The 13,530-nt window shown below is 59.8% G+C and carries 9 protein-coding genes; 4 read left to right on the top strand and 5 right to left on the bottom strand.

All coding sequences use genetic code 11. From position 1 onward, the window contains the following. Positions 1 to 274 precede the first annotated feature (274 nt). Positions 275 to 649, bottom strand: coding sequence for a hypothetical protein (locus tag CQ14_RS43390; RefSeq protein ID WP_156434753.1), 375 nt, complete (start codon positions 647 to 649; stop codon positions 275 to 277). Between the two features lie 815 nt (positions 650 to 1,464). On the opposite strand from CQ14_RS43390, the gene CQ14_RS07645 reads away from it, so the two are divergent. The 4 genes from CQ14_RS07645 to CQ14_RS07630 are packed head-to-tail and all read left to right on the top strand — an operon-like array spanning position 1,465 to position 8,010. Continuing rightward, positions 1,465 to 2,022: a hypothetical protein gene (locus tag CQ14_RS07645; protein ID WP_156434752.1), complete on the top strand. Its 558-nt coding sequence runs from the start codon at positions 1,465 to 1,467 to the stop codon at positions 2,020 to 2,022. A gap of 55 nt (positions 2,023 to 2,077) precedes the next feature. Next, positions 2,078 to 3,610 (top strand): primase-helicase family protein, encoded by a 1,533-nt coding sequence (locus CQ14_RS07640; RefSeq protein WP_057857303.1) that lies wholly within the window; start codon positions 2,078 to 2,080, stop codon positions 3,608 to 3,610. A gap of 5 nt (positions 3,611 to 3,615) precedes the next feature. Next, the gene (locus tag CQ14_RS07635) at positions 3,616 to 5,667 is read left to right on the top strand and encodes an AAA family ATPase (RefSeq protein ID WP_057857302.1); all 2,052 of its coding nucleotides are present in this window, start codon (positions 3,616 to 3,618) and stop codon (positions 5,665 to 5,667) included. Between the two features lie 9 nt (positions 5,668 to 5,676). Continuing rightward, positions 5,677 to 8,010, top strand: coding sequence for an ATP-binding protein (locus CQ14_RS07630; RefSeq protein WP_057857301.1), 2,334 nt, complete (start codon positions 5,677 to 5,679; stop codon positions 8,008 to 8,010). Positions 8,011 to 8,353: 343 nt separating this feature from the next. On the opposite strand, the gene CQ14_RS07620 is transcribed toward CQ14_RS07630, so the two are convergent. From CQ14_RS07620 to CQ14_RS07605, 4 genes are all read right to left on the bottom strand, one after another. Continuing rightward, positions 8,354 to 9,346, bottom strand: coding sequence for an ABC transporter permease (locus CQ14_RS07620; RefSeq protein WP_245320246.1), 993 nt, complete (start codon positions 9,344 to 9,346; stop codon positions 8,354 to 8,356). After that, a complete protein-coding gene (locus tag CQ14_RS07615) occupies positions 9,297 to 10,238 on the bottom strand; it encodes an ABC transporter ATP-binding protein (RefSeq protein WP_057857298.1) in 942 nt (313 codons plus the stop codon). The genes CQ14_RS07620 and CQ14_RS07615 overlap by 50 nt, the downstream gene beginning before the upstream one ends. Beyond that, the gene (locus CQ14_RS07610; protein WP_057857297.1) at positions 10,235 to 11,416 is read right to left on the bottom strand and encodes an NEW3 domain-containing protein; all 1,182 of its coding nucleotides are present in this window, start codon (positions 11,414 to 11,416) and stop codon (positions 10,235 to 10,237) included. The genes CQ14_RS07615 and CQ14_RS07610 overlap by 4 nt, the downstream gene beginning before the upstream one ends. Positions 11,417 to 11,787: 371 nt before the next feature. Continuing rightward, positions 11,788 to 13,227, bottom strand: a complete 1,440-nt coding sequence (locus tag CQ14_RS07605) for an MFS transporter (RefSeq protein ID WP_245320245.1) — start codon at positions 13,225 to 13,227, stop codon at positions 11,788 to 11,790. Between the last annotated feature and the right edge of the window lie 303 nt (positions 13,228 to 13,530).

Below are 13,530 nucleotides of genomic sequence, written 5' to 3'. Positions count from 1 at the left end.
GTTGTGGTGGGTGGTGGTGGGTGGTGGTGGGTGGTGGTGGGTGGTGGTGGGTGGTGGTGGCTGAGGGGGAAGCCTAAGCGATATAGCGGAATCTCAGCAGATCATTGCACCGATTTTCAGACGCAAATTTGCGTCGTGGGTAGAGCGATCGGGAACGCCTTTCGTATTGTGGAGAGCGCGGCATCGGAAAGGCCGCCGCGCATCGAATGAACGATCTGGATTCCAATTGTCCAATGAGCACGAGAGCGACCTTGATCGCAACGCGAAGGATCGACTAACGGGAGGTGTTGGCGAAGGAGGATATGTTTAGTGGGGATGAATCGTCCGATGTCGCCTCTGGCGTTTCGAGACAGTCAGAAAGGTTGATGCGGTTGTGGACGAAGGGTTGCTCGAGTGTTTCGGATTTATCCCGACCGGACGGCGGACGCGCACGAGGCAGCGGTGCGGTTGGCGTCGTCCCTTCACAACGGGTAAGAATCGCAAATAGCCATTGGGCCTGGTGGTCGGACAGCCAACCATCGCGGCCTCGACGAAGCAGTCGCTCGGACATCTTGTACAGGAACGGGATCTCATGGCGTTTGGGAATGCCACTGAGAAGCGCGGCCGCGATGCGTTTTTCCAAGCGATGGTGATTGTGTCCCGCGATCATGGAAGGTCTCCTGGCAAGCTTGAGTATATATAAAGGCGGTCATGGAGGTTGAGCGGAGGCTTGGAAGCAAGGGCAGAGGGAAGGTCGGCAGGGCGGCGGCGGGGCGTGTCTCCGAAACCTGGTGGACGCCCGAGGGAGTGTGCCCGAAGGGCACAGCTTCGCCCAAGCGGGCGAAGCTGTCGGCGATTGCGTGTGTTTCCGAAACCCGGAGCCACGCCGTCGGTCGTCTGGGCGATCTGCGCAACCCTGTGACGGGAAGGCCAGGGTCATTCGGTTGGCCTTTACACGCCGCTTCATATGGCGGGGCTTGTTCGCGCAACAGATCGACCGGCTGCGCGAAAGCTGCGGGTCGCGAAGTGACGGAGCCCGCTCCTGCGAACAACACTAGGTTGGCCGCTTTGATGGAGGTGTCGATGCCGTTCGACGATCACCGCGTGATGTCCTAGCTCGGCCTGGCTAGCCGGAGGCGCGGGGCCCATAAGGGGCTGCTATGTATCGTCGCTTATCGCGACGTTATCGCCTGCTCGGGAAAATGTGGGTTCGAGATCGGCTCCTGCCCCCTAGCGATGTCAATACGCAGCAGCGCCACCAAGAGATTCCATCTGCAAGTAAAGGTCGCCCATAACCCACAATTTATTGTGGTTTCAGGCGCTATGGCCACTAAATGTGAGGTTCCCGGGGTGCCGAAAAATAATGCTTGATACCGCCGTAAAAGTTTCCAGATGAGCCAAATGAGGAAGCATTTCGCCATCTTTCGGCGTGGCTTCCCACACGAAGGGGGGTCGCTCCGACTTCCCCCAATTACAGGCCATCACATGAACTTGACTAATTTACCCAGCCCGAATTCGAAATTGGAGGGCGACGCGCGCGCTTCCCGGGCCGAGCAAGCTGAAACGCCTGACTGGAAGGCGTTGACCACGCTGATCATGAAGCGTGCCGAAGCCTCGATCAACTCGACGAGTGGCGTGTCCGCTTCATCAGCGCAAGCCACACTCGCGACCGGCACGACCGTGGTTGCAGACGCGGCGAGCGTTGAGGTGAACGGGGCCGATGTGGTCATGAGTCCCGACAGTGCGATTGAGCTCGTCGAGCAACAGATTGCGTTCCAGGCGTATGTGCCTGCGCTCACCTCTTGCGAACATGACGGACGCGGCGAACTGCAGGTCGACATGTTGGAGAAAGAGGCGATTCTTGAAGAATCGGCAGGCCTGTCCAATCTTGAGGAGATCATTGACTTGGAGGAGCTTGCGCACAACCTCCGGCATTCTGGTCTCGCACCCCATTCTGATCCCCGCATCGAGGCGCTGTTCCGACGGGCGGCCTTAGGCAACGGTTTTCACTCGCAGCTCATCCGTGCTTCCGGCCTGATCTAGACTAGTAGGACCCGATATGCCGCCGCGCTAGCCGCGGCGGCAGTGAATCTCCCCCATGCGCGAAATCCCAGTGCCCCCCGCTTTGCTTGCGCCCTCCAATGTTCGCGCATCCGCATCCATCCCCGCGATCTCGCACGCCGAGGAAGCCCATCAACAAGCTTCCCTAGCTCGGTTCGGCGTTCTGACTGACAACGACGTTGATGTCGAGAACGCAACTGGGTTCGTCCGCAACTACATGAATGTGCAGGGCATCGAGGTGCTCTTCAACGGAACCCTGTCGTTGCACGGGCGCTCCTTGCAAGCGATGACGCCCGATGACATCGATGACGTCCTCGCAGTAGATCCCCCCAGTTTCGCAGACCTGCTCGACGAAATGGTCCTGGCCGCTCGCGATGTCGGCAGCCGCCTGAAGCGAACCGAGCTTTCGTCGGCCCTGCGCCAAGTTGTTCGAGCCCAACGGAAGAGCCGCCAGATATCAGTCCTTCGGCCACTGCTCAATAATTGTTCGCCAGAGGAATTGGCGCAGGCCAAGACGGTGTGGCGCCGTATCGGTGACCTATTCGATATGCAGAACGAACTCGCCATTGCCGTCCTACAACACTTCTGCTGGAGCGTGAAGCAGAAGCAGCTCGGCCGGCCGGTCCTACACCATTGCATGCCGATCATCTTCAGCACGACACAAGGCACGGGCAAGACTGTCTTCGTCAAGAAATTCCTGTCGCCATTGCGCGAGCTCGCCAGCGACACGGCGTTGTTTACGGACCTAGCGGACCGCCGCAGCGGAGAAATCTTTCGCTTTCCCGTCATCCTGCTGGATGACATGGAGAGTATTCCAGCCGCAATGGTGCCGGTGCTGAAGCAGGTTCTGACTTCTGACCATCTCCAGCGACGAAAGCTCGGTACATCCCTGTCGGTTTCGATCCGGCAGGCCGGCATTCCCATCGGCACCTCCAACCGGATGATCCACGAACTTGTTGAAGACGACACTGGCCACCGCCGGTTCGCGATGCTGCCGTTCCGCAACGGCGCGGTCGCCAAGGGCGGCGACGCCACGGTGTGGGATACGGTGAACGCCATAAACTATGAACTGCTGTGGCGGTCGATCGATGCCTTCGCCCCAAGCCCGCTGCTGCCGTATCGTGCCGACCTTCAGCGCCACGAAGACGGTGCATCCAGCAAAGGTGGCATGCTCGGGTGGCTGATCGGCCTTGACCTGGAATCCGAGGCCGTCCGCAACCTTACGACCCTGAGAGGTTTGAGAGCCCAGGAACTGCGTGACCTGTTCCAAGTGCAAACCGGAATCGAAATGTCGGCCCAGCGCTTCGCCAGCGAGATGCAGCGTTATCTCTTGCGGCCTGACACGCCATTCGGTGACAAAATCAGGACCGAGCACGGCGCACTGTACCGCCTGAAGCGTAAAGTCCCGGACGGCAACCCCATTCACCAAGATGTCGGCCAGCGGATGACAGTAGCCGAGGTGCAAATGAGTGCACCAGCTTCGTCAGGTCCGTCATCTTCGTCATCTTCGTCAGCTTCGTCAGGTCCGTCAGGGTCGTCGGCCGACGTGGGCGGCAAGGTGGGGGCCTGACTGCGATGCTTGCCGACAAATACCGCCCTCGGCGCTTCGGGGATGTTCGCGGCCAAGACGCAGCAGTGGCGCTACTGTCCAGGTTGGCTCAGTTGCGGCAGGGCAGCCACCTGCTTCTGGCGGGGGCGTATGGGGCGGGAAAGACGACCTTAGTCCGAATCTTTGCGCAAGCGCTGAATTGCGATAATCCCGCCAAGGACGGCTCTCCTTGCGGCGCATGCGGCCCGTGTGAGGCCGCCGATCAGGACTGCCTCGTCGAGTATGACGTTCCCGGCCGCGGCGGTGACAAGGAAAGCGTCCTGGCATGGGTTGCGGCAAACAACCGCGAGCCGCCCAACTCGAAGTGGCGCATCCTGTTTCTGGATGAAGCGCATGCGCTGCAGCCTCTCGCAATGGAGGGCTTGCTCAAGGTCGTGGAGGAACCGCAGCCTCGTGTGGTCTTCGCTTTTGCGACCACCGAGCCCTGGAAACTGAAATCTACCTTGAAGTCGCGAACGCTGCCGTTGGAGGTTCGCCCGCTCAGCGTACCCGATGCTGTAGCGCTCATGGAGTCGATCGCAAAGAAAGAAAAGTACATTTACGATCTGAACGCTCTGGTTCTGCTTGCCTGGGTGAAGCAGGGGCATCCGCGAGATCTGCTTAATGGTCTCGGACAGGTGGCAGCGCTTGGCAAGAATGTGACGACCGAGGCTGTGAAGCTGCTATTTGCTGTTCATGACGCCGAAGCATTGGTCGAATATTTTCTTGCGCTGGGTGCTGGCGATGCCGGTCGAGCCATCTCGGCAATGGACGGATGGCACGAGCCGCTCAGTTCAAAGCTGAAGGGCGTGCAAACGCTCCTCACCTCGATCTTCTATAACGAGATCCAGGGTCGAAAGATCATCATAGACGCTTTCCTCGATACGCTGACCAGTGAGCGCACGAAAATTGTCTCGGCATTTTGCTCCCGGCTTGGCGTCGACAAGCCCATCGGTCTTGAGCCTTACTGGCGGAAGATGCTGGAATTCTGGTCGCGGCCGCCTGCCACTGGCGAGGAGGGCCTGCAACTCCAGCTCTGTCTATTCGAAGACCTCGTCAACAACCGCCTTCGGGAAGCAGTTCTGCAGACGAACGAGACCGTTCCTGCTCCACACTACCTCCTTCGAAATGCGGGGCCAGAACGCGACGAGTCGTCGAAAAGCGGCGGTATAGCCACTGCTAACTGTGCCAGATTTGACGGCAAGTATCTCACACCGGAGCACGTCCGCGAAATCATCAACCGGTCCTCGTTCTTCATGCAGCATCATGGTAGGACGCTGAATGCGGCTTTCATCGTCTATCCTTCGTACCAGGCAAGGTTGTCCGAGGTCACCGCAGTCGAGGCCATCAGGAAATTTCAGGGCGATCTGAGCAAGCTGTGTCTGCAGGCTGGCAAACTATTTGCCGGCATCACCGTGATTGAACGTGACGAGAATGGCGTGTTGGCGCGCCTGCTCGCCCATATTCCCCGGCTTGCCGAAGTCCCGGCATTCGAAACGGAGCTTGCTCGGTGGTGCCGGAATCTCGGAGCAGAGGATGACGACCAAGCTCTGGTTGAGCTCAAGACAAATGTTGGCTTGTCGAACAGGCAGGCCCTGAAGTTCCACTGGGACAGCGTCGTCGAGCTCTGTGCGGCAGTGCAGGACAGCGAAAACGAGCCGGGAGGTGCCCGTCGGCTTCTCGACAATTTGCGGTTAAGAAAATCCCTTCGCCGCGTTCCGGGACCGGTTGGCCATCCAGTCCTGGAATTCTCGGGATGCTTGACCACGAGCGCGATTAAGGAGGCCTCCGCCAATCACATGGCCTTTCTCTCGGCATTTGACGCGCAGGCCTGGTCCTGGATCCGAAAAGGCTGGGAGCGGGATGAATGCATCGACAGGCAGCAAGAGATCCGGCACCGAGCGGAAAAGTTGTCACAAGCCGAACGGCTATGGGGCGAGGACGACAGACGGCGGGTCGAGATCGAGGCGCTCAACGCAAGCTGGGCAGGCGGACCGGAAAATCGCGCGCGGCAATGGCGCGGCTGGTGGCTGGCTTAGGACACGCGCATGCTGGATGTCGAATTTCTCCTGGACCCCCCATCATCCTTCGACCGGCCGCTGATTTATCGATACCGCAGCGGCTATTTGCGAACGCCGCTGAAGAAGGTCATGCATGCTCTCGCAGAGCAGGAACATTGCGTGTTGGTCCAATGCGCGGCTGTTGAGCTGCCGTCTTTCTGTGCTGGAGGAAGTCTTTTCCCGAGTGTGGCGCTCTGCGATCTGCCAGCGCCTTCGAATGGTCGGTCGAACCCTGATGACATCCTGGCCTTGCAAGCGCTGAGCACCGAGGGTGCCAAGACCGCGATCCTGTTCGTTGAGGAGGGGCATGCTCTGTTGAAGCACCCCGAGTGGCTGATTGCCAAACAAGCGTCCCTGGTTGTTGAAGAGCCCGTGATTACCGCGCCCACTGTCGCACCGGTTCTAGAATATCTGGTGCGACAGAGCGAATTCGTCCGAAATCGCGATTTAATGAACCAGGATGAATTTCGGAGTTACTTCGACGAACTCATCGCGGAACGCGATAGCATGGAGTTGCCCGACTTCGCGCAGGAGTTCGACAGGACCGTCTTGCTTCATGTCGACCCCAAGACGGGCAGATTTCTCGGTTGCGGAGCGATCAGGAAACAGCAGGTCAACCCGAACAGAATCGTGCAGCCTCTACGTGGTCTGGTCGAGCGGAGAGATCCGCTCCAGCTATCCGACCTGCTCCGCGGTCTTGCGGTTCGGTTTCCCAGTGGGCGCACGGGCCGCGAAGTCGCGGACGAGTTGGCGAAGCACGCACAAACGCTTTTCAAGCCAGGAGTAGACCGTCAGTTTCGGCTGAGAAATCGCGCTGGCCGCCGCGGTCTTTCCGCCTTGCCCGGATATGACACCTCCAAGACCAATGTTTGGCTCTGGGCGGCGATTGTCCTGGCGTTCACACCCCGGCTATTTCGTATCGAACTGCAGGAGGCCGGGCGGAGGCCTGTCGCAGACCTGAGTCTTGTTACGGTCGATCAAATGGGCAGGGAATTCCTGCGACGCATAGCCCAGGAAGACGAAGGCGATCCACTCTCCGGGCTCTGGCCCGAACTGGAAGAGGTTATCCTGGGCGCCCGCAAGGAGGATGAGAAAGAAATCACCGTACAGGGGAAACTAGAACAGCTCCTCAAGCTCCAGATGGAGCCGCGATCCCCGAACGAGCCTCGCTGGATCGGATCGCTACGGATGATCTTGGCCGACGACAGGGCAGCGGCTGCCGTTCGGCTGAACAACTCGCCAGCTGAAACGGCCAAGCGACCGGAGCTGCCGCGGCATTGCAACCCTCGAACGTTTGCCGACGTGATCGGGCAGCAGGCGACAGTCGAAGGACTTCGTCGGCGACTTCAGCACAACGACAGCACCCCGCTGATTCTCTACGGACCGGAAGGCGTGGGAAAGAGGACGCTCGCCCGCCTCTACGCAAAAGGGCTGTTATGTGATGGTGTTTCAAGCGGAAACCCGAGACCGTGTGGACGCTGCGAGTCATGCCTGCAGTTCGAGGCTCGCGAGGTGCTCGATTACATCGAATTCGACGCCGGCGCCCCGCATGCAGCGGATTACGTACGAAAAAATCTCTTGAAGAATCTGCAGTATGCATCGTTCTCCCGGCACCGGCCGGTGCTGGTATCCAATCCCGACAAATCACCGCGGCTGGTCGATATGTGCCTGAAGACGCTCGAAACACATTCCGAGCTCACGCGCTTCATCTTCACGGTCTCCGATATCAGGGCCATGAGTGATACTGGGAAGTCCCGATGCGACGTCTACCGGCTTTCTCGCTTGGATAATGAGAGCGCCAAGAACCTCGGCAAGCGGTTCCTGGAACCCTGCATTTCGACGGATGAGCGGGCAATAGACCTTCTCGTCGCAGAGGCGAACGGGGTGCCGCGTCGCCTGCTCGAATTGAGCGCCGCGATTTCCAGTTCGAACGCAACGACTATTGGACAGGTGCGGCGTATCTTGGGGTTGGATTGGGTTGCCGACGCCATCTCCTTGTGCCGCTCTCTGTTGTCGCCACCCAAAGTTGAGGAAGGGACGCCTCAACTGCCGCCAGCTTGGCATCGCCGCGAGGCAGTGGGTCGCGTTCGATTGATCTTTGCGGAAATCCACTGTGTCCACGAGAACGGAAAGGCCCGTCGGTCGGCTTTCCTGCATCTGGCTGGTGACCCGATCAACGAACTGGCGTTGGCGCTTCGCGATCGAGCAATCGAGACAGGCGTCTCGTTCCGCGATCTATGGGCGGCAATTTCGCAGCTCTGGGCCGCCGATAATCACGATTTTTGGAGTGCGTGGTGGAAAGCGCGCGCATTATTGCGTTGATTCCGACCGTGGCGAAGGCTCAATCAAACTCGACGATTAAAAGGCAACGGGATCGCTACTAGCCAGGTGGCCGGACCGGTGCTTACCAGGCGAAAGACAGTTCGCGCTCCAATGCGATGATTGGCGGCAGCCTGAAAGGGCCGTCTTTTTTGAAGAGGCGCTTGCTCCAGCCACACCCGTCAGGATGAAGCGCTGGGGAATGCAGGAAGGCTTGGTCGTGCATAACGGCAGCGTTAGCCGAAATAGATCTCGCTTTGATCAAATTGCCAATGGCAGACGCGATCACCATTCCGAAAGCGGACATCCCTGAAGAGCCATGTCGACCCCGTTTGCGAAATGTACGTTACGCGCGCACCTCCTGACGCTGGAAGACGACGTAGGCGACCGTGAACAACAGGATCATTGCAGCGACCAGTGCCGAAAATTGCGGCCAGACAATCAGCACGCTTTCCAGCGTCGGCAACGGCGCGCCATACAGTGCGCCCTGTAGCTGCGACATGAAGAGGGGTCCAACTGACCGCGCCCCGGGGTCGAGCAATACCGCTGTGACTTCGGCATAGAGCGTTTGCGGCGAAAGCCGCGCAATCGATTGCTGAACTTCGAACTGCTTGAGCACCGAAAACGGATCGAGTGGATCGACCGGCGCAATCATTCCAGCCAGCAACGGGGCGATCATTCCCCAAAAAATGGTAAGAATAAGCCACACCGACAAGGCGGCGAGCGCAGAGGTCGCTGGCGAACGGATGGCCGCTGAAAATGCGATGGCGAGCGCAAGCCAAACGCCGGCGCAGGCAAGCGTCGCTCCGAGATAGGCCAAGCTGCGAACTATATCGGCCACCGAGGGTGGAAGTCCGAGAAAGAGAATGCCGAGCCCGATCATCAGCAGCCACAGTGTGAGCAGCGCGATGGCGATGACAAGCAAACCCCCAAGAAATTTTCCGAATAACACCGCATCGCGGTAGATCGGCTGCGCCAGTAGTCGGCTCATGGTGCGACGGTGATATTCGCCGTTGATCGAATCGAAGCCGAGCGCGATGGCCACTAGCGGCAGCAAGAAGCCGAGAAACGCCGCGAATGACGGCAGTGGCTCGCGCGCTACCGTGAAGAGCTTCAGGAACAGATAAGGATCTTCGGCCGTGGTATCCCTGAGCCGGCCGATCGCAGCATAGACAGCGCCGATCGCCGTTAGCAGCACCAGTGCCATAATGAGGTGCATGCGAGCGCTGCTCAAATGATCGGCAGCTTCCTTAAGCGCAATAACGCCGACTCCGCGGAACGGAGATCCCTCACGTGCTGTCATTAGTGATCCTCCCGAAGTACCGGCCATAGGCTTCATCGAGCCTCGCGCGGCGTAGGTCGAGATTGCGCAATGCGCCGCCCGCAGCGACGATCCGTTGAGCGAGCTGCGGCCGGACGTCCCGCACGGCTTCGCACTGCCAATGCCCGTTCACCGGCTTGACGCTCTTGACGCCGTCGACGGCAGTCGCGAGCGTGGACAGATCGACTCCATCCGCCTCGACGTCAATGACGTAGGTCCCGCCGCCGATCTCGGCTGCCAGTTCCTCGATCGTGCCAAAGAAGCCGATCCTGCCATTGTTGAACAGCGCGATCCGGTGGCAGATCGTCTGAACAACGTCGAGCATGTGCGATGAAAGCAGGATCGTCATGCCGCTGCGGCTGAGCTTCTGGATCAGGTCAAGCAATTCCTGGGTCGACTGCGGATCAAGGCCCGACGTCGGTTCGTCTAAAATGGCGATCCGGCATTGGCGCATCAGCAGTTCCGCTATACCGAGCCTCTGCCGCATGCCGCGCGAGTACGTGGCGGTCAAGCGATCCGCGACGTCCAGCAGGTGAACGGCGCTGAGCGCACTGTTGATTCGCTCCTCCACTGCCGAGCGCGGAATCGCGGCAAGCCGAGCCATGTAGGCGAGGTTCTCGCGACCGGTCATGGTCTCATAGAAGCCGACGGCATCTGGCAGATAGCCGACATCGCACTTCAGCTCGAGCGGCTCCCGCAACGGATCCTTGCCGAGGATGCGGACGCTTCCTCGTGTGGGCTCGGTCAGTCCCAGCAACATCAGGATCGTCGTTGTCTTGCCGGCCCCGTTGGGACCGAGCAGGCCGATAACCTCACCCGCGCGGACCCGCAGGTCGACGCCGTCCACGGCGACATGCTGTCCATATTGCTTGGCAAGCCCTTGTGCCTCGATGACAACCGTGTCGCTCATCGCCGCCCGTACCGCATCACCGCGCCGCCAAGAACCAGCACGGCAGCGGCGATGACGCCGATCCCGGCTGCGCCCCAGATTGTTGACGTTCGCACCGTCGTGCGGAATTGCGCCGATTCGGACAGCCCGCTGCCGCTGCTGCGCAGGGTGACCATGTAGTCGCCCGCAACCGCCCGCTCGGAAGGCTTGATCTTCACGTTCACTTCTCGTGTCTCGTTCGGCCCAATGCTCGCGATCTGCTTCGGCTCAAAGGCGACGCTCCAGCCCGAAGGCGGCGAAGCGGACATCTCGACGTCAGTCGCAGGCGCCGATCCACCATTCACCAGCGTGAAGGTGAAGCTCGATTCCTGTCCCGCGACGGCATCGCCGGACAGTCGCTCCTGCGGTCCGACCATTCGCAACTGCGGCTCGCCAGTGACCTCCGCGCTCAAGATGGCCTCTGCCGACTTGTCACCGCCGGACAGCCGCACCGAAATCGGATAGCGCCCCGCCGCCGCGGTGCGAGAGGGCGCCACCTCGAGTGTGAGGTTTTCGGAGCTTCCTGCGTTGATTGGCAGGCCGGTGATTTCCTCAGAGCCGTAGCCTCGCTTGAATTTTGCCTGGAATCCCTCGGGCGTTCGCGCCGACAGGTTGAATAGCGCCTGATCAGAGCCGCCATTGGTGGCCTTCATCCGGAAGCTGAACGTCGAACGGGCAGTGCCGCGCAGAGCCGGCAACTCAGGCTCCAGCGTGAGCTTTCCGGATGCAGTTTCCGACAGCTTGACGCTCAGCGGCAACGTAATTGTCTGGCTATGCTGCTTGGCGTTGATCTTGACTGAGAAAGTTCCGGCGGAAACGCCAGCGGGCGGCTTCAGTTCGAGCGTAAGGCGCTCGGTCTCGTCGGGTGCAACCATTACGGCCGAGACTTGCCGTCCGCCGCCTTTGAATGCTGCCTCCCACCCTTCCGGCAGGCCTTCGAGATCAAGCGCGAGGCGTTGCGGTGGCAAATGGGCATTTCGGAATGAGAGCTGGATCGAACCCGTGTCGCCGGGCTTCAGCGAGAATTCGGGATGCGGAGTGGTGATCCAAAAGCCGGTGAGACGCGGAGATGCCTCTTCGGCCAGAGAGCTGGCCGGTCCGATCAAAGTCGCGAGTACTATGAGAAGAACAACGCGCGCGCTGCGTGTAAACGTTTCCATGACACCCTCTCTGTCCTTCGGCCTCCGACAAACCCGGTCCGGCGGACTCATCGAGCATCAAGCGGCTCCCTCCTCTTGCAGGCCGCACTGCTCGGAGCGCAGAAACGCACCCCGTGATCCGATCGGCAATGTCGTAAGCGGCCCGGACGGGATACCGCCGGGCGAAAAACGACTTAGGGGACAAGTCACCGTCGTCAAGACAGGCGGCGCTTTTTGTCGCACCCGGTCCTGCCGATCCGCTGCCCGAGGCACCCTGCCAACACCAGCTATGGACAAGGGACGAAGCGCCTCAGCGCGATGGTTGGCCGCAAGATCCCCTGGCGCTGACGCTCAATTGGCTGCGCATCAGACTAGGAGAAAGGCGGTTTCCATCATGGGCGTCGGCCGAACAAGGCGATCGCGCCAATCGGAAGGATGAGCCCAAGCAAGGCCGCAATAATAAGCAATGGACCCAACTGCGAGTACTCGCCGCGCTCGACGACGAAGATTTCGTTGAGATACTTGGTCTGCAGCTGGCCCGCTACAAGCGCCAGGTTCATCAGTGAGGCCATAAGGGCGAACCAAGTCGCGCGATGGCCTGCCGGCGCGTAGAACGCGATCAGCGTCAACAGTGGTATCATACTGAGCTGTGTGAAGGGCGAGGAAGCAGCCGCGTCGACAACGGCGATAGTGCGCGCGCCGAATCCCAACGTCTGCTCAGTCCAATGGTGGAGACCGAAGAACAAGCCAATATTTGGTAGCGAGAGGACCGCGCCAGCGATGGCAAGCCAGAACAGGACCTTTGTGACAGAATACTCCGTGAGTTGCTTGCTCAAGGCCCACATCGCGACGATGGCTATGATGGCCGAGGTTTGTCGGAGGCTACCGTAGAAGGCCTCGTCAAACTTGAGCACGTCGAGGGTCCACCAGAAGTAGCCGTCTCCAACTGAGGGCGTGGCGCGAAAGGCGAAGATAATGATGCTGGCAAAGAGAATCGCACGCCTCGTCCCGGCGTCGAGTTCGCGGGTTACTAAGAACAACATCGCGCATATGACGAGCATCGATACGACGAAGATTAACTCCTGGGCTAATGGCAGGCCGGCCAGTGCAACAATAAGGATGACGAGCCCAAAGCCGATGCCGCCGCCGGCGATGCGCCAGTCGAGCTGCCGTCGTTCAGCCGCTTCCGCTCGAATCAACAACACTCCCAGAGCCGAAATGGCGGGAATGACGAGACCGATGAGAAAAACGGTTTCACGGTCGAGGAGCTCGGCAAGCCATCCGGACAGTCCTGCCACGGCAAGAATTCCGATTCCCAGGGCAAGACGGCCGAGGACCTGAACCATGCCTAATTCAGCTCGGATCTCGCTCTCCGCACGCGTATTCCCAGCTGCATCCACGCGAGAGACGACTTCCGTCGACATGGCGTCCGCGACTACGTCTTGGATCACGGTACCTATCACGATTAGCATCGCGCCGAGGATATAGAGTTGGTCCGGCGATGCGAATGCGATCCATCCGCCAGCCGCGCCCGCCAGCATTAGCAGTCCGCAGGCAGTAAAGGCGGCCCCGATCAGGATGTAGGAGCGACGCTGCGAGCCGAAGATGGGGAGACTGTCAACGAACTCGCCGAATACCATCTTCACCGTCCAGGGCAGGCTGAGCCAGACACCTATTCCGGCGAGCTGCGCAGGGGTGAGGGTCAAACGTTCCTTGATCCACATGTCGCGGCTGACGTCGATGAGACCTAGGGAACCGTAAGCAAAGTAGACCATCAGCAGAGGCAGGTAGCTGCGGCGCAAGCCCAGTATCGGTCGCATCAGGCTGGGCAAGCGCGTCGTCGCCGCCTCTATGATCGTCCTACCCAGTGTCCCTCGGGGCTGCGGCCTGAATTGACTCATGACGACGAGTTCCTGAATCGAACGAGCACCTTTGCGAACAAAGATCTAGTAATTCGCGCTTTGCTTGGGACCGCGAGCAGCACCTGCTCCATGCCAAAAGATAGACCGGCCGGAAGGAGATACGCGCGGTTGGGGAGTATTGTTAGCAAGGAGGATCTGATTTCCGTCACTGAAGACATTTTGTGTCATTGAGAAGCGCTTTTGGACCGATGTACCGGAAACCTATCAACACCA

Source organism: Bradyrhizobium lablabi (genome assembly GCF_001440475.1).
GTDB classification, from domain to species: Bacteria; Pseudomonadota; Alphaproteobacteria; order Rhizobiales; family Xanthobacteraceae; genus Bradyrhizobium; species Bradyrhizobium lablabi.
This window is presented reverse-complemented; position numbering and strand designations above follow the sequence as displayed.

Excerpts from the sequence above, each read along its gene's own strand:
- CQ14_RS07630 (WP_057857301.1), top strand. The coding sequence starts at position 5,677 with ATGCTGGATGTCGAATTTCTCCTGGACCCCCCATCATCCTTCGACCGG.
- CQ14_RS07610 (WP_057857297.1), bottom strand. The coding sequence starts at position 11,416 with ATGGAAACGTTTACACGCAGCGCGCGCGTTGTTCTTCTCATAGTACTC.
- CQ14_RS07620 (WP_245320246.1), bottom strand. The coding sequence starts at position 9,346 with ATGAAGCCTATGGCCGGTACTTCGGGAGGATCACTAATGACAGCACGT.
- CQ14_RS43390 (WP_156434753.1), bottom strand. The coding sequence starts at position 649 with ATGATCGCGGGACACAATCACCATCGCTTGGAAAAACGCATCGCGGCC.
- CQ14_RS07640 (WP_057857303.1), top strand. The coding sequence starts at position 2,078 with ATGCGCGAAATCCCAGTGCCCCCCGCTTTGCTTGCGCCCTCCAATGTT.
- CQ14_RS07635 (WP_057857302.1), top strand. The coding sequence starts at position 3,616 with ATGCTTGCCGACAAATACCGCCCTCGGCGCTTCGGGGATGTTCGCGGC.
- CQ14_RS07645 (WP_156434752.1), top strand. The coding sequence starts at position 1,465 with ATGAACTTGACTAATTTACCCAGCCCGAATTCGAAATTGGAGGGCGAC.
- CQ14_RS07615 (WP_057857298.1), bottom strand. The coding sequence starts at position 10,238 with ATGAGCGACACGGTTGTCATCGAGGCACAAGGGCTTGCCAAGCAATAT.